Source organism: Noviherbaspirillum phoenicis (assembly GCF_047237965.1).
Lineage (GTDB): Bacteria > Pseudomonadota > Gammaproteobacteria > Burkholderiales > Burkholderiaceae_D > Noviherbaspirillum_A.
The window spans coordinates 1081672-1100881 of record NZ_JBDFLX010000001.1 but is presented as its reverse complement, the minus strand read 5'-3'; the positions used below and the strand labels follow the sequence as shown (position 1 = coordinate 1100881).

22 protein-coding genes are annotated in these 19210 nt (G+C 61.3%); 16 read left to right on the top strand and 6 right to left on the bottom strand.

Annotation, left to right across the window (positions count from 1 at the left end; genetic code table 11):
- Window positions 1-464: 464 nt before the first annotated feature.
- The 7 genes from ABC383_RS05015 (at window position 465) to ABC383_RS04985 (ending at window position 8239) form a co-directional block, all read left to right on the top strand.
- The gene (locus tag ABC383_RS05015) at window positions 465-1328 is read left to right on the top strand and encodes a branched-chain amino acid ABC transporter permease (protein ID WP_413012274.1); all 864 of its coding nucleotides are present in this window, start codon (window positions 465-467) and stop codon (window positions 1326-1328) included.
- Between the two features lie 2 nt (window positions 1329-1330).
- Window positions 1331-2374: a branched-chain amino acid ABC transporter permease gene (locus ABC383_RS05010; RefSeq protein ID WP_413012273.1), complete on the top strand. Its 1044-nt coding sequence runs from the start codon at window positions 1331-1333 to the stop codon at window positions 2372-2374.
- Entirely contained in the window at window positions 2367-3131 is a 765-nt protein-coding gene (locus tag ABC383_RS05005) for an ABC transporter ATP-binding protein (RefSeq protein WP_413012272.1), read from the top strand. The genes ABC383_RS05010 and ABC383_RS05005 overlap by 8 nt, the downstream gene beginning before the upstream one ends.
- Window positions 3118-3825, top strand: a complete 708-nt coding sequence (locus ABC383_RS05000) for an ABC transporter ATP-binding protein (RefSeq protein WP_413012271.1) — start codon at window positions 3118-3120, stop codon at window positions 3823-3825. Before ABC383_RS05005 ends, ABC383_RS05000 begins: the two co-directional genes overlap by 14 nt.
- Window positions 3826-3896: 71 nt before the next feature.
- Window positions 3897-5063, top strand: coding sequence for an ABC transporter substrate-binding protein (locus ABC383_RS04995; RefSeq protein WP_413012270.1), 1167 nt, complete (start codon window positions 3897-3899; stop codon window positions 5061-5063).
- Between the two features lie 246 nt (window positions 5064-5309).
- Window positions 5310-7472 carry a VTT domain-containing protein gene (locus tag ABC383_RS04990; protein ID WP_413012269.1) on the top strand — a complete coding sequence of 721 codons (2163 nt, stop codon included), beginning with the start codon at window positions 5310-5312 and terminating at the stop codon, window positions 7470-7472.
- Between the two features lie 20 nt (window positions 7473-7492).
- Window positions 7493-8239: an endonuclease/exonuclease/phosphatase family protein gene (locus ABC383_RS04985; protein WP_413016238.1), complete on the top strand. Its 747-nt coding sequence runs from the start codon at window positions 7493-7495 to the stop codon at window positions 8237-8239.
- Window positions 8240-8287: 48 nt separating this feature from the next.
- On the opposite strand, the gene ABC383_RS04980 is transcribed toward ABC383_RS04985, so the two are convergent.
- The 4 genes from ABC383_RS04980 to ABC383_RS04965 form a co-directional block, all read right to left on the bottom strand.
- Entirely contained in the window at window positions 8288-8620 is a 333-nt protein-coding gene (locus ABC383_RS04980; protein ID WP_413012268.1) for a thioredoxin family protein, read from the bottom strand.
- 77 nt (window positions 8621-8697) lie between these two features.
- Window positions 8698-8943: a DUF2061 domain-containing protein gene (locus ABC383_RS04975; RefSeq protein ID WP_413012267.1), complete on the bottom strand. Its 246-nt coding sequence runs from the start codon at window positions 8941-8943 to the stop codon at window positions 8698-8700.
- 130 nt (window positions 8944-9073) lie between these two features.
- The gene (locus tag ABC383_RS04970; RefSeq protein WP_194711258.1) at window positions 9074-9331 is read right to left on the bottom strand and encodes a hypothetical protein; all 258 of its coding nucleotides are present in this window, start codon (window positions 9329-9331) and stop codon (window positions 9074-9076) included.
- Window positions 9332-9475: 144 nt separating this feature from the next.
- Window positions 9476-10408: a LysR family transcriptional regulator gene (locus tag ABC383_RS04965; protein WP_413016236.1), complete on the bottom strand. Its 933-nt coding sequence runs from the start codon at window positions 10406-10408 to the stop codon at window positions 9476-9478.
- A 329-nt stretch (window positions 10409-10737) separates the two neighbouring features.
- Between ABC383_RS04965 and ABC383_RS04960 the strand changes: the two genes are divergently transcribed.
- On the top strand, window positions 10738-10959 hold the full coding sequence (locus tag ABC383_RS04960) for a hypothetical protein (RefSeq protein WP_194711256.1): 222 nt from the start codon (window positions 10738-10740) through the stop codon (window positions 10957-10959).
- 29 nt (window positions 10960-10988) lie between these two features.
- Here the strand turns inward: ABC383_RS04960 and ABC383_RS04955 are convergent, their stop codons facing one another.
- Entirely contained in the window at window positions 10989-11381 is a 393-nt protein-coding gene (locus ABC383_RS04955) for a DUF2237 family protein (RefSeq protein ID WP_413012266.1), read from the bottom strand.
- Window positions 11382-11594: 213 nt separating this feature from the next.
- Here ABC383_RS04955 and ABC383_RS04950 point away from each other — a divergent pair, with 213 nt between their 5' ends.
- The 6 genes from ABC383_RS04950 to ABC383_RS04925 all read left to right on the top strand — a co-directional run bounded on the left by ABC383_RS04950 (window position 11595) and on the right by ABC383_RS04925 (window position 16060).
- On the top strand, window positions 11595-12044 hold the full coding sequence (locus ABC383_RS04950; protein ID WP_413012265.1) for a hypothetical protein: 450 nt from the start codon (window positions 11595-11597) through the stop codon (window positions 12042-12044).
- A 111-nt stretch (window positions 12045-12155) separates the two neighbouring features.
- Window positions 12156-12611, top strand: coding sequence for a universal stress protein (locus ABC383_RS04945; RefSeq protein ID WP_413012264.1), 456 nt, complete (start codon window positions 12156-12158; stop codon window positions 12609-12611).
- Window positions 12612-12812: 201 nt separating this feature from the next.
- Complete coding sequence (locus ABC383_RS04940) at window positions 12813-13019, top strand: hypothetical protein (protein ID WP_413012263.1); 207 nt, start codon at window positions 12813-12815, stop codon at window positions 13017-13019.
- A 143-nt stretch (window positions 13020-13162) separates the two neighbouring features.
- Entirely contained in the window at window positions 13163-13453 is a 291-nt protein-coding gene (locus ABC383_RS04935) for a hypothetical protein (protein WP_217344556.1), read from the top strand.
- Window positions 13454-13658: 205 nt separating this feature from the next.
- A complete protein-coding gene (locus ABC383_RS04930; RefSeq protein ID WP_413012262.1) occupies window positions 13659-14330 on the top strand; it encodes a DUF2799 domain-containing protein in 672 nt (223 codons plus the stop codon).
- A gap of 71 nt (window positions 14331-14401) precedes the next feature.
- A complete protein-coding gene (locus ABC383_RS04925; RefSeq protein ID WP_413012261.1) occupies window positions 14402-16060 on the top strand; it encodes a peptide chain release factor 3 in 1659 nt (552 codons plus the stop codon).
- 162 nt (window positions 16061-16222) lie between these two features.
- Here the strand turns inward: ABC383_RS04925 and ABC383_RS04920 are convergent, their stop codons facing one another.
- Window positions 16223-16687, bottom strand: a complete 465-nt coding sequence (locus ABC383_RS04920) for a rhodanese-like domain-containing protein (protein ID WP_413012260.1) — start codon at window positions 16685-16687, stop codon at window positions 16223-16225.
- Window positions 16688-17057: 370 nt separating this feature from the next.
- Here ABC383_RS04920 and glnA point away from each other — a divergent pair, with 370 nt between their 5' ends.
- Both glnA and ABC383_RS04910 read left to right on the top strand, forming a co-directional pair.
- On the top strand, window positions 17058-18473 hold the full coding sequence (gene glnA, locus ABC383_RS04915) for a type I glutamate--ammonia ligase (protein ID WP_413012259.1): 1416 nt from the start codon (window positions 17058-17060) through the stop codon (window positions 18471-18473).
- Between the two features lie 167 nt (window positions 18474-18640).
- The gene (locus tag ABC383_RS04910; protein ID WP_413012258.1) at window positions 18641-19153 is read left to right on the top strand and encodes a DUF4124 domain-containing protein; all 513 of its coding nucleotides are present in this window, start codon (window positions 18641-18643) and stop codon (window positions 19151-19153) included.
- The last annotated feature ends 57 nt before the right edge of the window (window positions 19154-19210 follow it).

Sequence of the window (19210 nt, the reverse complement as noted above, 5' to 3'; positions counted from 1 at the left end):
CTGGCACGGCATTGGCCGATTGCCGGTGGCTTGTGGTTTTGTTAGCATGCCATCGGTCCAAACCTACCATCCGTCCGCCAGCCAGTCAACAAAAACGGAATGCTGTACCGCACAGCGAAACAAGTGATTGCTTAGCCATGGGCGTCAACACCGCAGTGGCCTCTGTGTTGAGTGCCGGTTGCAGTACAAAACTACCTTGAAGTTCCGCAGTTTTCATCCAAAACTACCGCTCGTCGGCGATAAGTCAAAATTTTTTCTATTTTTGTTCTGCACTGCAAAATAATGGCTCATTTTTATTGACCTTAATTTACCAGTGATGATACGGTTCGACTGCGCTTAAAAAATAAAAACGAGCGTTCACATTTTCGACAAGAGAGTGGGTAGTTCCCGGGTGGTTCGCCGCCGGTCAGAGCAAGCGTGATGCGTCTTGCAAGACGCATCGTGGAATATTAAGGAGACGAATCTTGGAGTTGATACTGGAGCAGATCCTCAACGGGCTCACGCTCGGCGGGGTGTACAGTCTGGTCGCATTGGGCCTGACGCTGGTGTACGGCATCATGCATGTGCCTAACTTTGCGCACGGCGCGTTCTACATGGTGGGCGCGTTCGCCGCCTTTTTCCTGATGTCGAACTGGGGCCTGAATTACTGGGTCGCGATGGCCGGCGCCGGCGTGGTGGTGGCAGTGATCGCCGTCATCTCCGAGCGCCTGGTCTTTCATCCGCTGCGCCACCATGAAGGCCTGCACCACATGATCGCCGCGATCGGCATCCTGCTGTTCCTGGAAGCCAGCGCGCAAGCCATGTTCGGCGCCGATTTCCGGCGCATGCAGACGCCGTATGCCGGCATCATCTCCATGGGCGGCGTGACGCTGCCGTCGCAGCGCCTCTTGATCATCGTCGCCGCCTTCGCGCTGATGCTGGCGCTGCACCTGTTCCTGCGCAAGACCACCACCGGCGCCACCATCATCGCGATGGCGCAGAACCGCGACGGCGCGGCTTTGGTCGGCATCGACGCCAACCGCGTGGCGATGATGACCTTTGCCATCTCCGGCGTGCTGGCCGCGGTGGCCGCAGCACTGTACGCGCCGATCAACCTGGTCTATCCGGCCATGGGCAACCTGGTGATCACCAAGGCCTTCGTCATCATCGTGCTGGGTGGCATGGGCAGCGTGCCGGGCGCCATCCTGGGCGGCCTGATCATCGGCTTCGCCGAATCCTTCGGCGCCTTCTACATCTCGACCGACTACAAGGACATCATCGCCTTCGTGCTGCTGGTGGTGGTGCTGTCGCTGCGTCCGCAAGGCCTGTTCACCACGGGAGCCCGCTGATCATGAAAATCATCGACGGAAAAATCGGCTGGCTGCTGCTGCTGGCCCTGGCGATCGCCTTTCCCTTCTTTGCCGCCGGCAATGACTACTACCTGACCGTGATGGCGACCGCCTATGTGTTTGCGATCGCCACCATCGGCCTGAACCTGATCACTGGCTACACCGGCCAGTTCAACCTGGCCCATAGCGGCTTCATGGCGGTTGGCGCGTACACCGTGGGCATCCTGACGGTGGACCACGGCTGGTCGTTCTGGCCGGCGTTTGCGCTGTCGGGCTTTGTCGCCTCCTTCATCGGCTTCTTCGTCGGCCTGGTGTCGCTGCGCCTGAAGGGACACTTCTTCTCGATCTTCACGATGTGCGTGGGCTACATCATGTACCTGCTCATCGAGAAGTGGGAAGGCCTGACCCACGGCACCGTGGGCATCATGGGCATTCCGGCGCCGACCGGCTTTGCCGGCATCGACTTCGAGGCGCCGCGCTCGCAGTATTACCTGGTGCTGTTCTTCCTGGCGCTGTCGGTCTGGGCCATGCACCGCATCGCCAACTCGCTGCTGGGCCGCACCTTCATGGCCATTCGCAACGGCGACGACCTGGCCGAGGCGCTGGGCATCAACCTGATGCGCAACAAGGTGCTGGCCTTCATGCTGTCGGTGTTCTACGCCGGTCTGGCGGGCGGCCTGTATGCCGGTTTCGTGCGCTTCCTTGGCCCCGGCATCGCCAGCGTCGAGCACACCTTCGACATGACCATGTACATGCTGGTGGGCGGCATCGGCACCCTGCTGGGACCGTTGCTGGGTTCGATCGCCGTGCCATGGCTGACCCAGTATCTGCAGTTCCTGCAGGATTACCGCTTCATCGTGTTCGGTCCTCTGCTGATTATCCTGGTGATTTTCGTGCCGCATGGCGTGGTCGGCTCCTACCTGGCATGGCGGGCGCGCAATGCATCCCGCCTGGCAAGCGAAGCCGCGGCGAAGCAGGCAAAGACACAGACACCGGCCGGCGGCGTGATCGGCCGCGGCCAGCAGAAGGGGAGCTCGCATGCTTGAAATACAGAACCTGACCAAGCGTTTCGGCGGCCTGACCGCGGTCCATGACGTGAGCATCAACTTCGAACGCAACAAGATTAACGCGATCATCGGGCCCAACGGCGCCGGCAAGACCACGTTCTTCAACCTGATCTCGGGCGCGATCCCGCCGACATCCGGCAAGATCCTCTTCGATGGCCAGGACGTGACCGGCCTGCGCGCCGACCAGGTGGCCAAGCTGGGCGTGTCCCGCACCTTCCAGGCCACCAACCTGTTCGACCGGGCCACGGTGCTGGACAACCTGATCGTCGGCCACCGCCTGCGCACCCAGTCCGGCCTGCTGGACGTGCTGCTGGGCACCCGGCGCCTGAAGGAAGAGGAGCGCATCTGCCGCATCAAGGCGCAGGAAGCGCTGGACTTCGTCGGCCTGTCCCATGTGTCGCACCGCGTTGCCGGCGACATCTCGCAGGAGGAACGCAAGCGGGTGGCGTTTGCGCTGGCGCTGGCCACCGACCCCAAGATGCTGCTGCTGGACGAGCCGGCGGGCGGCGTCAATCCGGAAGAGACGGTGGGCATCGCCGAGCTGATCCAGAAGCTGGTGAAGCATGGCATGACGGTCTGCCTGATCGAGCACAAGATGGACATGATCATGAACCTGGCCGACAAGATCATGGTGCTGAACTATGGCGAGAAGATCGCGGAAGGAACGCCGGCAGAGATCCGCGCCAACCCGATCGTGATCGAAGCGTATCTGGGGAGTGAAAATGCTGCAGCTTGAAAACGTGTCGCTGAACTACGGCAGCTTCCGTGCACTGAACAACATCAACATCCACGCCAACGAGGGAGAACTGGTGGTGCTGCTGGGCGCCAACGGCGCCGGCAAGAGCTCGATCTTCCTGACCACCAGCGGCCTGCACCGCGCCGCCAGCGGCAGCATCCGCTTCGGCAAGACCGAGCTGGTCGGCATGAAGCCGTCCAACATCGTCGAAAAGGGCGTGGTGCAGTGCCCCGAGGGCCGCAAGCTGTTCCCGGCGATGTCCGTGCTGAAGAACCTGACGCTGGGCGCCTATGTGCACCGGCGCGACAGCCGCGGCATCAAGAAGACGCTGGATGAAGTCTTCGAGATGTTCCCCATCCTGCATGAAAAGCGCGAGATGAACGCCGGCTCGCTGTCCGGCGGCCAGCAGCAGATGGTGGCCATCGGCCGCGCGCTGATGTCCCGCCCCAAGGCGCTGCTGCTGGACGAGCCTTCGCTGGGCCTGGCGCCGCTGGTGGTGAAGCAGATGTTCGAAGTCATTGAAAAAATCAACAAGGCCGGCACCACTGTGATGCTGGCCGAACAGAACGCCTATGCCGCGCTGCGCATTGCCAGCCGTGCATATGTGATCGAAGGCGGGCGCATCGTGATGGAAGGCAGCCGGGACGAGCTGCTCAACAACGAAGCGGTGCGCAAGGCCTATATCGGCGCCTGATAGCCTGACAGGGTGCTGATGTGTCAATGTCGTTGCAAGTGCAATTCCCATCCACAGAAGGAGACTCAATAATGCGTATCACAATGAAACCGGCTTATCTGGCCGTGGCAGTGGCCCTGGCATTCGGCGGCAACGCAATGGCACAGGAAGTAGTCAAGATCGGTTACTCCGGCCCGCTGTCCGGCGGCGCCGCGCTGTACGGCAAGAACGTGCTGATGGGCATGGAGATGGCCGCCAATGAAATCAATGCCAAGGGCCTGGAAGTCGGCGGCAAGAAATACAAGATCGAGATCGTCTCTCTCGACGACAAGTACAACCCCAGCGAAACCGCGATCAACGTGCAGCGCCTGATACAGCAGCACAAGACCCCGGCCGTGCTGGTGCCGCACTCCGGCGGCATCTTCGCCGTGCAGGCCTTCAACGAGAAGTCCAACACGCTGCTGCTGGCCTATACCAGCCTGCCGCAGGTGACCGAGCGCGGCAACAAGATGAGCGTGCGCATTCCGCCTGACTTTACGATCTATATCGATCCGTTCATCAAGGTTGAGATGGCCAAGTTCGGCAAGAACGTGGCCATCGCCAATGCCGACCACGACTATGCCAAGGCATGGACCGCCGCCTTCAAGCCGAAGTGGGAAGCCGCCGGCGGCAAGATCGTCGCCGAGAATCCCATGTCGTACAACAAGGCGACCGACTTCTACAGCGGCGTCTCCAAGGTCCTGCAGGGCAAGCCTGACGTGCTGTTCATCGGCGGCGCTTCGGAGCCGACCGCACTGGTGGCCAAGCAGGCGCGCGACCTCGGCTTCAAGGGCGGCTTCCTGGTTCTGGACCAGGCCAAGCTGGATGAAATGGCCAAGGTGGTCGGCGGCTACGGCCCGCTGGAAGGCTCGGTCGGCGTGCTGCCGATGATTGCCGACCCGCGTCCGAACGCCAAGCTGTTCGTCAACAACTTCCACAAGCTCGATCCGAATCGCGATCCGAGCTCGGAAGTCAGCCTGAACTACACTGCGGTGCATGCCACCGCCGTGGCGATGAAGCTGGCCGGCACGGTCACCGACGGCGTGAAGATCCGCGAGCAGATGGACAAGGCATTCAAGTCGCTGCCGCCGGAAAACAATCCGCAGGAGATCGAAGGCCTGGATGACAAGGGCGGCACCATTGCCAACGTGCTGATGGGCGTGGTGGAAGGCGGCAAGATCAAGGACACCAGCCTGCGCGCTGCCAACGCCGGGAAGTAATCGCCTTCAGGGCAGGCGCCGCGAAGCGGTGTCGCAGAAGCTGCATCGTTTGCGCGATGCAGCTTTTTTTTGCGCCGCGGACGGGCGCGCGCCGGAAGCAGTAAGGGGCTGCGGCGCCTGGTTTTCAGGGATCGGAGAGGCTGATGAAGCGATGCCGGCCCAGGTTTGCGCGGCCAACGCGTGTCGGCGCAATGTGCCAGCCGCGATGCCGAATGAAAATAGGGTTTTTGCCAACGTCCCTGCCAGATGTCCACCTTGTCGCCAGTTTCCAGCCATGCCCGGTGCCGGCCGCTACTGCAGCCCGGCCGCAACTGCTGGCGGCTGGCGCATGCGGGGCGCTTCGCGCTGCTGATCGATGCCGACGCCTATTTCAGGGCGGTGCGGCAGGCCATGCTGGGCGCGCGCGACAGCATCCTCATTCTGAGCTGGGATATCGATCGGCGCACGGTGATGGCGCCCGGCGGCGCCGGCGACGGCTATCCCGAAGCGCTGGGCGACTTCCTGCATGCGCTGCTGGAAGAAAGGCCGCAGCTGCGCGTCCATGTGCTGAACTGGGACTTCGCGATGCTCTACGCGCTCGAGCGCGAACTGCTGCCGGCTTACCGCACCAGCTGGCGCCGGCAGCGCCGCATGGCCTTTCATATGGATGACAGGCATCCGGTCGGCGCGTCGCATCACCAGAAGATCGTGGTGGTGGACGACAAGGTCGGCTTTGTCGGCGGGCTCGATATCACCAAGTGCCGCTGGGATACCCAGGAACATGCCGGCGCCAATCCCTTGCGGGTGGACGCCGACGGCAAGCCTTACGGCCCGTTCCATGACGTACAGGCGATGGTGGATGGCGAGGTCGCCGCGGCATTGGGCGAACTGGCCAGGCAGCGCTGGAAGAGGGCGACTGGCCAGCGGCCGGCTACGCCCGGTCGCGGCGCCCATGATCCCTGGCCCGCGGACGTCATGCCCGACGTCACCGATGTCGAGGTGGCGATATCCCGCACCGAGCCGGCATTCGAAGGCGCTCCCGGCGTGACCGAGGTGCGCGCGTTGTATCTGGATGCGATCGCGTCGGCGCGCCGCCACATGTTTTTCGAGAACCAGTACTTCACCTCCGACACGCTGTGCAATGCGCTGGCGCAACGCCTGTCATCCCCCGACGCACCCGAAATCGTCGTGGTATCGCCCAGACACCAGAGCGGCTGGCTGGAGCAGGCCACCATGGGCGCATTGCGCGCGCGCATCCACCAGTGCCTCCGGGCGGCCGACGTCTGCGGTCGATACCGCATGATGTCCCCCGAGGTGCCAGGCCTGTCGGAGGGTTGCCTGAACGTCCACAGCAAGGTTTTCGCGATTGACGACGATCTCTTCTGCGTCGGTTCAGCCAACATGAGCAACCGCTCGATGGCCTTCGACACCGAGTGCAACCTGACACTGGAAGCGGCTGCCGGAGAGCAGGGCGAGCGCGTCAGGGCGGCGATTGCGCACATGCGCGGCCGGCTGCTGGGCGAGCACCTGGGCACATCGCCGGAAGCGGTGGCCGGGGCGATGCATGCCGGAGGCAGCCTGCTGCGCGCCATCGAGCAGCTGGGCCGGCAGCGCAGGCTTGTCGCGATCGATCCCGTGGTGACGCCCGAGATGGCGCTGCTTGCCATAGACGATGCGGTGTTTGACCCGGAGCGCCCGATCACGCCCGATGAGCTGGTCGCCGAATTCCTGCCCGAGGAGGCGCGCCAGCCGGTGTCGCGGCGCCTGATCGGGCTGGGTGTGCTGGCGTTGCTGCTGGGCCTGCTTGCCGTGGCATGGCGCGCCACTCCGCTGGGCGATGCGGTCAATTTCGCAAGCCTGGAGGCGGCCGCCAGGGCACTGGATGCAATGCCGTTCACGCCGCTGATCGCGGTCGCCGCCTTTGCGCTGGCGGGTGCGCTGATGGTGCCGGTGACGCTGCTCATCGCCGTGACCGGCATCGTGTTCGGGCCCCTGTATGGCGCGCTGTACGCGATTGCCGGCTCCACGCTGAGCGCGGCGCTGAGCTACGGCCTGGGCTGGTGGGCGGGACGCGACGCCGTGCGCAGCCTGCTGGGCGAGCGCATCAACCGGCTCAGCAAGCGCATCGCCAGGCGCGGCATCCTGGCAGTGATGGTGATCCGGGTGCTGCCGGTGGCGCCTTTCGTTGTGATCAATGTGGTGGCCGGTGCGTCTCACATCGGCCTGCGGGACTTCCTGATCGGCACCGTGCTGGGCATGGCGCCTGGGATCGTGCTGACGGTGACCTTCGTTCATCATCTCGCCGAGGCGGTGCGCCGGCCCAGCCTCGGCGCCGTCGCCGTCGTGGCGCTGGTGGCGCTGCTTTTGATCGCCGCGGCGCTGGGTTTGCAAAAATTGTTTGCCGCGCGGGAGGGCGCTTGGAAAAACTGACAAAAGACATGCAGCAGGAAATGACCGGCCTGACCGACCTGATCGATCAGGCCGGCAGGGCCGGCACGGAACCGGATCTCGATCCCTGGCCGCTGACGGTGGCGACCTACAACATCCATGCCGCGGTGGGCACCGACGGCCGTTATGCGCCGGAGCGGATCGCCGGCGTCCTGGGGGAAATCAATGCGGACGTGATCGCGCTGCAGGAAGTGCCGCTGGGCGGGGCCGGGCCCAATGTGCTGGACCTGCTGCAGCAGATGACCGGCTTTCATGCGGTGGAAGGGGTGGCCGAGGACACGCCGAAACGTCGCTACGGCAATGCCGTGTTGAGCCGCTATCCGGTGGTGGCCAGCAGGTCCATCGATCTGTCCTTCGGCAGCAGGGAACCGCGCGGCGCGCTCGATGCCGACCTCGATTGCCACGGCCATCCGCTGCGCATCATCGCCACCCATCTGGGACTGCGGCCGGCCGAACGCCGGCACCAGATCCGGCTGCTGCTGCAGGCCTTCGACACCGACCGCATGCCGGTCATCCTGACGGGCGATCTGAATGAATGGTTTGTCTGGGGCCGGCCCCTGCGCTGGCTGACCTCGCGCTTCGAGCCGGTGCCGGCGCCATGCACCTTTCCGTCGCGTCTGCCGATGTTTGCGCTGGATCGCCTCTGGATCAGCCCGCGTCACCGGCTGGTCGAGGTGCGGGTGCATGCCACGCCGCTGGCGCGGGTCGCGTCAGATCATCTGCCGCTGATCGCGCATATCGTGGGCTAGGAGCCTGCGCCGCCTTCTGCCGCGCAGGCTCCTAACCGCCGCCTGCCCTCATGCCGGTTGCCCGACTTCCTGCAATGCACGTTCAATGTCGGCCACGCCGTCAGGCCGGACCAGGCGCGCCACTTCTCGCCCGTCGCGCAGGAACACGAGCGTGGGCCAGAGCTTGACCCGGAAGGATCGGCCCAGGGCCTTGCCCTTGCCATCCTCGATCTTGATATGGCGGACGTCGGGATGGCCGGCAAAGGCGCGTGCCAGGGGCGCCTGCGCCGCCATGCAGTAGCCGCACCACGGCGCGCCGAATTCGATCACGGTGGGGCCGCCAAGCTGGTCGACTTCCTGGCGGGCGGGTTCGGGACTGGTGTAAGTGCTGGTCATTGCCATCGCATCTTCTCTTTTCGCGGAAATGATGAATAGACCATGGATGGGCCTGCATGGTTGCAGGCCCGTGATGCGGAGGATCAGGCCTGCAGGGTGGCCTGCGCAGAGACGGCGGTGTCCGCGCCGCGCGGTTCGCGTGCCTCGACCCTTTGCCTGACCCTTTCCCAGAACCGGTCGTGAAAAGGCATCAGGATGACATTGCAGATCGGCTCCAGGACGGCGGCGGCGCCACCGGCCACGAAGGAGCCGGTCAGGATATACAGAACACCGAAGGACACCGCCATATGCATCGCCACCTGGCTGATCGTTCTCGCAGCAGTCACCATGATTTCACCCTTTCACTGGAATGTATTGACAGGGTCAAATGATAATGATTCTCAGTTGATTAAGCGAATTGATTAAACTAACTGGTTTGATAGAAGGCGTTGATGGCCTGGACGGTGTCAAACGAGGCAGTCAGCAGAAGATGGGACGGCGGTCGCCCATCAATGCACGGAGTTCCTTGATACTGATATGCGTGATTTCATGCATGCGGATCAGGAGCGCTGGGCCAACGACCATCTTGCGGTGACGGATCTTGCTGATGATCGGTGGTGCGATTGCCAGCGCGCGCGACAGGGCCGCGTCATTCTTGACATTCAGATGCTCGGTAACGGTATCGAGCAGCGGGTTGGGGTCATAGGTGTTGAGCTTGGCCAGACTAGGTTGCTTCATGATTTCCGATCCGTTGTTGAAAGCTGAGTGTGTTGCCGGATGCACACTGTTAAACAGACCGTATTTATAGCGAAAATGTTCCCGTAGAGCAACTATTTTTAAATAAACATTGTTTCTTACTGTAAATTAAGCCGCCGCGAACGGTCATGCGTCACGCAATAAGGCCCCTGGCCATGCGCCTGACTGAACAACATGGCGAACCTCCTGCCGCACTGTCTGCATCACATTCCAGAGTGCCGATCCGCCCGGCCGGTTCCTGGCGGTGGCCAGGGCCACGTCGCGGGTGACGTCCGCGCCTACCAGTTGCGCGGCCTTCAGCGTGCCCTGCGCAACTTCCTCGGCAACGGCGGCAAGCGGCAGCAGCGTGTAGCCGCAGCCGTTCTGCACCAGGCGTTTCGTGACGCTGATCGACGCGTCGCATTCCATGGCCACATGAAGCGAAATGCCGCTCCGGCTGGCAAGCGACTCGGCGAGATGGCGCAGTCCGTGCGGTGCGCTCGGCAGGATGAGCGGCACGTCGCCAAGCCGGCGCACGGGAAACTCGCTGTCCACGTCGGTCTGGCTGGTCGGCACGATCAGGTGCAACTGCTCCTGCAGCAGAATGTCGATCTTCAAGCCGCTTGCCTGCAATGGCACATAAATCACCGCAACATCCACGGTGCCGGTGGAAAGCCAGGACAGGATGTTGGCGTTGAGCCCTTCCGCAAATCGCAACCGTGTGCGTGGGAACTGTTCGCGCAATGCCGAGCCAACCGGTCCGAATATCGTACGTGCGATGGTCGGCTGCGCACCGACGACGAGTTCGGCCGGCCCTTGATCTGAATAGGCATGAATGGCGCGTCGCGCTTCCTCGACGCTTTCAGTGACCCGCCTGGCATGTTCCAGCAGAAGACGGCCGGCGTCGGTGAGAATGACGCCGCGCCCGCTGCGATGGAAGAGGCGGGAACAGGTTGTCGCTTCGAGCCGAAGCATCTGCCTGCTGACAGTGGATTGGTCGCTGCCGAGTTCCAGCGCCGCGCGGGAAATGCTCCCGCAATTTGCCACGCGCGCGAAACACTCCAGATCATCTGAATTCATGGCATGCACATGAGCAGTAAGGCTGTGTCACGTTAAGGCGCGCAAGCGCCGAAGGGCAGTTGCATCATAGGCAACTAAATGCCTGGCGAAGCCGATTGCCGCAATAAAGCCTGCAAAAATGTAAACCGGACATTGACTCGCAGTGGCGGGAAACTAAAATAAGTCCCGGTTGGTTGTAACTGCGCCACCCGCACGTCAAGAGGTTTTGAGCATTAATTATCTGTGCGGTTCCGCACAGACAGCGGAAATTGCTTAATCCATACTGGCGCGTCGCTCAATGTTGCTATATTGCAGTTCCCGTTTTTCTTTTCCTTTACAAAAAGACGATCATGCAGACGCAAAGAAATGAAGATTCCTGGGACTTTCCCGCTTCCACCCCGACACGCCCCGATTGGCATACCGCCCGTTTTGTGAAGCAGGGAATCCGTATGCAGCAGCTGCACGGCACCGGCTACGCAGCCAATTTTCTCAAGAACCGGCGAGTCGACATCGACGTTGCCTTGCGTGTGCTGCTCCAACCTTCCCGACGCAGGAATTACGACGGGCGCTAGGCGTCCAGCCTGGCATCTGGAACCGGCCCTCAGGAAAGGTCCGGCTGCCATGCATATTCCTGCAGGTCATCCAGCGCAATGAAGTCGAGCACCCGGCTGTTGGTGCTTTCCAGTACCACGCGCGGCGCTACACCAGCCTGCCACGCCTCCTTCCAGCGAAGCGCACACAGACACCACTGGTCGCCGGGTCTGAGCCCTGCAAAGCCCCATTCAGGCCGCGGCGTGCTCAGGTCATTGCCTCTCGCATGGCTGAAGGCTAGAAAGTCGGCTGTCATGATGGCGCACACTACGTGCGTGCCGGTGTCTTCCTCGCCGGTGCGGCAGCAGCCGTCCCTGAAATAGCCCGTCAGCGGGTTGAACGAGCAAGGCACGAGGGGCTCATTAAAGACATTTCTTCCTCTCTCTCTTCCTGCATTGGACATTGTCCCTCCTTGGCTCAAGCGCTGAAGCATGCCATCGCCCTACGCGATAAGCAATGATCGCTATGTTGGTTGCCGCACAGATATTCGAAAGTCGCTTCGGTAGTCTAGCAATACGGCTGCTCTGCAATCGCAACAGCCACTTGCCGGAATCAACAATAAGCGAGCGGCCCTCGGCAAGCCGCCATCAGCTGAGCGCCTCGAAGGGAGGGCGATATGCATATTGCAGAAGAACGAGAAAAGTTTTGCGAGCGGCTCAAGAGCGCATTGCGTCGGGCACGCTATACGCCGGATAGTCCGACCGTGCTGGCGCGACACTTCAATGAAATCTATCCAGGGCGTCCGATCACCGTGCATGCGGCACGCAAGTGGCTCGTTGCCCAGTCGATACCCACACAGGACAAGCTGCGCGCCCTGGCGAGCTGGCTGGATGTGCCGGCGGACTGGCTGCGCTTCGGCTCCGTGGCCGAATCCTCCCATGTTTCGTCATCCGATCAAAACAGCGAGGTGAGCGCCTTGCTGGCGCGAATGACGCGCGATGAAGTCTCGCTTGTCGAGGATCTGCACTTGCTGGAACACGACGAGCGGCATATCGTACGCGAAATGATATTGCTCTTCTTTAAAAGGCAGGCTCAGGCAAGGCCGACATGGACGGCAAGCGCCTGACCAATGCCGGTGCAGGCCGGGGCCAAGACAAGATGTTGCTACCCGGCCGTATAGCAGTTACCATCCGCCCATCACATCCACCCACCGCACCGCTACGTGAAGGAGACATTCATGTACCGCACGATTCTGGTTGCTTATAACGGAAGTCCTGAAAGCCGCTATGCATTGCATGAATGCATAAAGCTCGCCCCCGGGCCTGAAGCGCAGGTGCATCTAGTGGTGGTTGTCACGCCGCCTCCCTACCTCCTGGTGGGGGAATACGCCGCCGCCGCGGTATTGAGCGTGGAAGAAGGGCTGGTCGCGGAGAAGCAGAAGATGGAGCAGGAGATTGCCGCCGGCCATGCACTTCTCGCCGAAGCCGGGCTGAGCGTGGTGGATCATCTCGAAGTCGGCGAACCCGCCGACGTGATCCAGGCGCTTTCCAATCAACTCAACGCCGACCTGGTCATCGTCGGGCACGCCAGGCAGAAAGCCTTCGCATTGCGTTGGTGGCGCGGCTCGATCGATGCTGTCCTGCTGGAGAAGATCCGCTGCAGTCTGCTCGTGGCGGCTGGCCCGCGGTCGTAGAGCCACCACCAGCCACGCCCACGGCGCCTGGCCTCGCTAGCCGGCCGCAACAGACATCGTAAAAGGCGGCAGCCAGCAGTGAATGCCGAAGGTAATTGGAAAGACGTTTGATTACACGCATGTGACGTAGTTGTCAAAAATGTAATCTTCTCTGCCGGGTACTTGTTTTTCAGTAATTCGCTGTGCATCCAGGAGGACATCATGATCGAAGCACATTCCGACCACGAACCGCATCCGTCTGTGGCGGCCAGCAACGCGCCGCGCAGTGCCAGCGCGCTGATGGCGCTGCAGCCCAAGGGAAGCTGCTGGTACTGCGACCAGCCTGTGGACAGTGTGCGGCGTTTTTGCAGCAGCAATTGCCGGGACGATTACCTGGAAGAAGAAGCGGAATTCGGCAGCGGTAATTAATCACCCAGGGGGCCATGCATGCATCCACGGAGCATACCGAGGCATGCGTAACCGGTTGCCGAACAGACGCTTGCGATATATCAAAATGGCAATGTTCCTCGTGGCCAGAATGCAAATACCAAACTAACCAAGAGCGAGACGAAATGAGCACAGAGCACAACGCCAACACGGTGAAGTATGACCCGGACAATCTGCTGGCTTCCATTATTGGCAGATTGAAGCTCAAGAACGATGCTGCGCTATCGCGCGCGCTGGAAGTCGCGCCGCCCGTGATCAGTAAGATCCGGCACCGCCGGCTCCCGGTAGGCGCCTCCCTTCTGATTCGCATGCATGAGGTTACCGACCTGAGCATCGCCGAGCTGCGCAGCCTGATGGGCGACCGGCGCAACAAGTTCCGTATCAGCGACAAGCAGTTCAAGCCGCGCCAGATGTAAGGCTGATCGTTAAAGTAAAGTGCGCGCCATTAAAGCGTCCGTCGCCGTTAACGCGCGGACGCTTTTGCTTTATTAATGACTTTTGTCGGCGCGCAAGGCGCGGAACATCGGTCAGCGTAATCTGATCTTGTGATCTTCCTGTGCAGCTTGCAGGCAGCGACTTAACCCGTGGTGCATTGCGCCGCGGGTTTTTTTTGCCCATGCCATGGGATACTCCGGCGCGAAATGCTTACACAAAGTAAATTCCCGGGGAGATTACATGTTCAAACGTTCTGTCATCGCATTCAGCGCATTCCTTCTTTCTTCCTGCGCCTCCCTGAGCCCGGAACAGTGCAAGAACGCCGACTGGCGTCAGATAGGTTATACGGATGGCGCCAGCGGCGAGCCCGCCGGGAGGTTGCAGGAACACGCAAGCGCCTGCGCAAAGGCCGATATCAAACCCGATCTTGACGCTTACCTGTCGGGCCGGATGGAAGGCCTGCTCAGCTACTGCCAGCCCGAAAACGGCTTTGAGGTTGGTCGGCGCGGGCGGCCGGACAATGTCGGTGATTGCCCGCCGCACCTGCGAGCACTTTTTCTTGACCAGTATCGCCAGGGCAGGGAAATCAATGGATTAGAAACCCAGGTGCAGAATCTTCGCAACGTGCTGCAGAACGATCAGAACGAGGCGCGCCGGAACGACAGGCGGATGGAAGAGATCCGCAAGGAACTGCGACGCCCCAATGTTTCCCCCGAACGGCGCACCACGCTGCTCAATGAAATCGAGAGACTGCTGGACCGCAGGCAGGACGCCGGCCGACGGCAATTGGCCATGCAACGCGATCTCGATATCGCGGAAGACAGGCTGCGGTTCCGGTTGCGGGAAATGCGGCGCTGATCGGCGCTAGGTCAATTAGACTTCAGGCGCAATAGGCGGTAGACTTCTCGCCTTTTCGCAAGGCCCCTGCCATGTCTTCCATTCCCGATCTGCCTAGCGCCGATGCCGCACCGGCAACGCGCACCGCATCCGGCGAGCTGATCGCCCGCGAAGTTGCCCGCCGTCGCACCTTCGGCATCATTTCCCACCCGGACGCCGGCAAGACGACACTGACCGAGAAACTGCTGCTGTTTTCGGGCGCGATTCAGCTGGCGGGCACGGTCAAGGCGCGCAAGAGCGGACGCCATGCAACGTCGGACTGGATGGAGATCGAAAAGCAGCGTGGCATTTCCGTGGCCAGCTCGGTGATGCAGTTCGAGTACCGCGATCACGTGGTCAACCTGCTGGATACGCCGGGCCACCAGGACTTCTCCGAGGATACCTACCGGGTCCTGACGGCGGTCGACTCGGCGCTGATGGTCATCGACGCCGCCAAGGGCGTGGAAGCGCAGACCATCAAGCTGCTCAACGTCTGCCGCATGCGCAATACGCCCATCATCACCTTCATGAACAAGATGGACCGCGAGACGCGCGATCCGCTCGAGCTGCTGGATGAACTGGAGTCGGTTCTCGACATTCAATGCGCGCCGATCACCTGGCCTATCGGCATGGGCAAGACCTTCCGCGGCGTGTATCACCTGCTGCGCGATGAAATCATGCTGTTCGCGCCGGGCAGCGAAAAGGCGGACCAGACCTTCGAAGTCATCAAGGGTATAGACAATCCGCGGCTGGAGCAGATGTTCCCGCTCGAAATCGAGCAGTTGAAGATGGAAGTCGAGCTGGTGCATGGCGCATCGCATCCGTTCGATCTGGACGCTTTCCTGTCTGGCAAGCAGACACCGGTATTCTTTGGTTCGGCGATCAACAACTTCGGTGTAAGGGAAATCCTGAACGCGCTGCTGGACTGGGCGCAGCCGCCTCGCGAGCGCGATGCGACGGTGCGCGCGGTGTCGCCGACGGAAACGCCATTTTCCGGCTTCGTCTTCAAGATCCAGGCCAATATGGACCCGGCCCATCGGGACCGCATTGCTTTCCTGCGTGTCTGCTCGGGGCGCTTCGAGCGCGGCATGAAGATCAAGCATCTGCGCCTGAACCGCGACATCAAGCTCTCCAGCGTGGTGACCTTCATGGCCTCGTCGCGCGAGCAGGTGGAGGAGGCCTATGCCGGTGACATCATCGGCCTGCCCAATCATGGCAACATGCAGATCGGCGACAGCTTTTCCGAAGGCGAACTGCTGCAATTCACGGGCATTCCCTACTTTGCGCCGGATTTCTTTCGCTCCGTGCGCATACGCAATCCGCTGAAGGTCAAGCAATTGCACAAGGGTTTGCAGCAGCTGGGCGAGGAGGGCGCCGTGCAGGTGTTCAAGCCGGTCAACAGCGGCGACCTGATCCTCGGTGCGGTAGGCGTGCTGCAGTTCGAAGTGGTCGCCAGCCGGCTGATGAACGAGTACGGCGTCGATGCGGTGTTCGAAGGCACCAGCATCAGCAGCGCGCGCTGGATCTCCTGCGACGACAAGAGGGTACTGGCGGATTTCGAGAAATCGGCGGCCGGCCACAACATCGCCTACGATGCCGCCGGCAACATGGCCTATCTGGCCACTTCGGGCGTCAACCTGCGCCTGACGCAGGAACGCTGGCCGAAAATCACTTTCCACGCCACGCGGGAGCATTCGGTAAAGGTCGGCTGACCGGCCGCAACCGTAAGAATCGCAGCGTTTTTCATGGATTCTGGCAGCACCGGCAGGTCAGGCGCTGCCCTGTCGGCTTATGTGACTTTCCAGCGGCAGGGCAGGTAGCCGGCGGAACCAATATCGGCCGCCGCTGCGGTCCCGGCCATCACGCCGGGCGTGTCAGGCGCCTGTCCACGGCAGGCCAGCCTTGCACCAGCCGCCCACCGTCTTGCGGTGGCCCTCGGCGTCCTTGTCACCTTCAAATCCTTCCAGGATATCGAAGGCGTTCTGATAGCCCTGTTCGGTGGCCAGCTTGGCTGCGTGGCGGGAACGCACGCCTGAACGGCATAGGAAAAGCAGAACGTCGTCCTTTCCAGCCTGCTGCGCCAGTTGTGCGCTGAATTCCGGATTGGGACTTGCACCCGGATACAGATTCCATTGCACCGCACCCTGCTTGTGATCCGGGACATTGACCTTGCCGACCCAGTCACGCTCGGCATTGGTGCGAACGTCGATCAGTTTTGCATGCGGGGCCGATTGCAGGAGCTCGTACGCTTCCTGCGGCGTCACGGCGCCAGCGTAAGGAAGCTGTCCCGATGCGGCGCGGGCGCGCGCCATGGTGAGGATGTCGTCAGCGGTTTTCATCGCGTACTCCCGGTTGGAAAGCGCGCATTATAGCGCCGTATAAATCAGACAACGCGCACGCACCAAAACAATGCAAAAGAGTGAGGATGGAAGTCAAAGGCACCATCTTGGTGCCATCGCGTCACAGTGCGCCCAATTCTGGTGCAGATGCCGTGAACTGTACGATTCGCGCACGGTCTACGAGCCGGTTTTTCCCCTGTAAACCGGTGAGATTAACGCGTAACCGTTTCATTGGCTTTGATCAATTCGGTGGCATGGAATCTGCTATCATTCCGGCCTGAGTTCGGTCGCATTCCAGGCAATCGTCCCAACCGGCGCGTGTTCCCCGGCTGACCAACCACTATCAATTTGCTCAATTTAGGAGATTCGCATGGCAATGACGGCCGCAGAGGTCTTGAAAATGGTGAAAGACAACGAAGTGAAATTCGTTGATTTCCGCTTCGCAGATACCCGGGGCAAGGAACAGCACGTCACTGTTCCCGTGTCTCACTTCGATATGGACAAGTTCGAATCTGGCCATGCATTCGACGGTTCCTCCATCGCTGGCTGGAAGGGCATTGAAGCATCGGACATGATCCTGATGCCGGACCCGAACACCGCCAACATCGACCCGTTCATGGAAGAGACCACGCTGTTCATGCAGTGCGACGTGATCGAACCTTCCGACGGCAAGGGCTACGACCGCGATCCGCGTTCCATCGCCAAGCGCGCTGAAGCCTATCTGAAATCCTCCGGCCTGGGCGACACCGCCTACTTCGGTCCGGAACCCGAATTCTTCATCTTCGACAGCGTGCAGTGGAAAGTCGACATGTCCGGCTGCTCCGTGAAGATCGATTCCGAAGAAGCCTCCTGGTCCACCGGCGAGAAGTTCGAAGGCGGCAATACCGGCCATCGTCCGACCGTCAAGGGCGGCTATTTCCCGGTTCCGCCGGTCGACAGCTTCCAGGACATGCGCTCGGAAATGTGCCTGATCCTCGAATCGCTGGGCATCCCGGTTGAAGTGCACCACCACGAAGTGGCTGGCGCCGGTCAGAACGAGATCGGCACCAAGTTCTCCACCCTGGTGGAGCGCGCCGACTGGACCCAGAACATGAAGTACGTGATCTGGAACGTCGCCCACACCTACGGCAAGACCGCCACCTTCATGCCCAAGCCTGTCGTTGGCGACAACGGTTCCGGCATGCACGTGCACCAGTCCGTCTGGAAAGATGGCAAGAACCTGTTCGCAGGCGACGGCTATGCCGGCCTGTCCGAGTTCGCGCTGTTCTACATCGGCGGCATCATCAAGCATGCCAAGGCGCTGAATGCGATCACCAACCCGGGCACCAACTCCTACAAGCGTCTGGTTCCGGGCTTTGAAGCACCGGTGAAGCTGGCTTACTCGGCCCGCAACCGCTCGGCGTCGATCCGCATTCCGCACGTGTCGAACCCGAAAGGCCGTCGTATCGAGACCCGCTTCCCGGATCCTTCGTCCAACCCCTACCTGTGCTTCGCCGCGCTGCTGATGGCTGGCCTGGACGGCGTGCAGAACAAGATCCACCCGGGCGAGGCTGCCTCGAAGGACCTGTACCACCTGCCGCCGGAAGAAGACAAGCTGATCCCGACCGTCTGCTCCTCGCTCGACGAAGCGCTGGAAGCCCTGGACAAGGATCGCGAGTTCCTGACCCGCGGCGGCGTGTTCAGCGACGCAATGATCGACGCTTACATCGAGCTGAAAATGACGGAAGTCCAGCGCTTCCGCATGACCACGCACCCGATCGAGTTCGACATGTACTACTCGCTGTAATCGGTCATTCACGACCGGATGCATGCTGAAAGCGGGAAAGGCCAGCGGCCTTTCCCGCTTTTTTGCATTCAGGCTGTTGTGCCTGCGCCGAAACGGGCTAACAATGTTTGTCAGCGGCCGCTTGTTACCCTACACTAACGTTTTAAAAAATTTCCAGGAAGAAAGTTATGTCAACTCTCTCCTCATTTCCCCGCCTGTCAGCATTGCTGCTTGGCGCCGCCATGCTGACTAGTGCGCATGCGCAGACCGATGTCTGGGTTTGCACGAATACAGACGGCAGTCGGGAATACAAGAACACCGGCGAGACCAAGGGCTGCAAGCGGGTGGACATGCAGGGAATCTCGATGATTCCATCGCCCTACAAGAAGCCGGTTGCACAAACCGCCGCACTGAGCCGTCCCGCCGGCGCCACCAGTCCGGGCGACTTTCCCAAGATAGACAGCGCCACCCAGAAGGCGCGCGACACCGACCGGATGCAGATCCTGGCCGAGGAACTGAAAGGCGAGGAGCGCAAGCTGGCTGCCATCAAGCAGGAGTACAACAATGGCGAACCGGAGCGGCGCGGCGACGAACGCAACTACGCCAAGTACCAGGATAGGGTGGCGGCGCTGAAGGACGACCTGAGCCGTACCGAAAAAAATATCGAAGCGCTGAAGCGCGAGATAGGCAATCTAAAATAGCATACGCATTTGCGTTCGATGACCGGGCCGCATACTGCGGCCTTTTTCTTTTGTGCC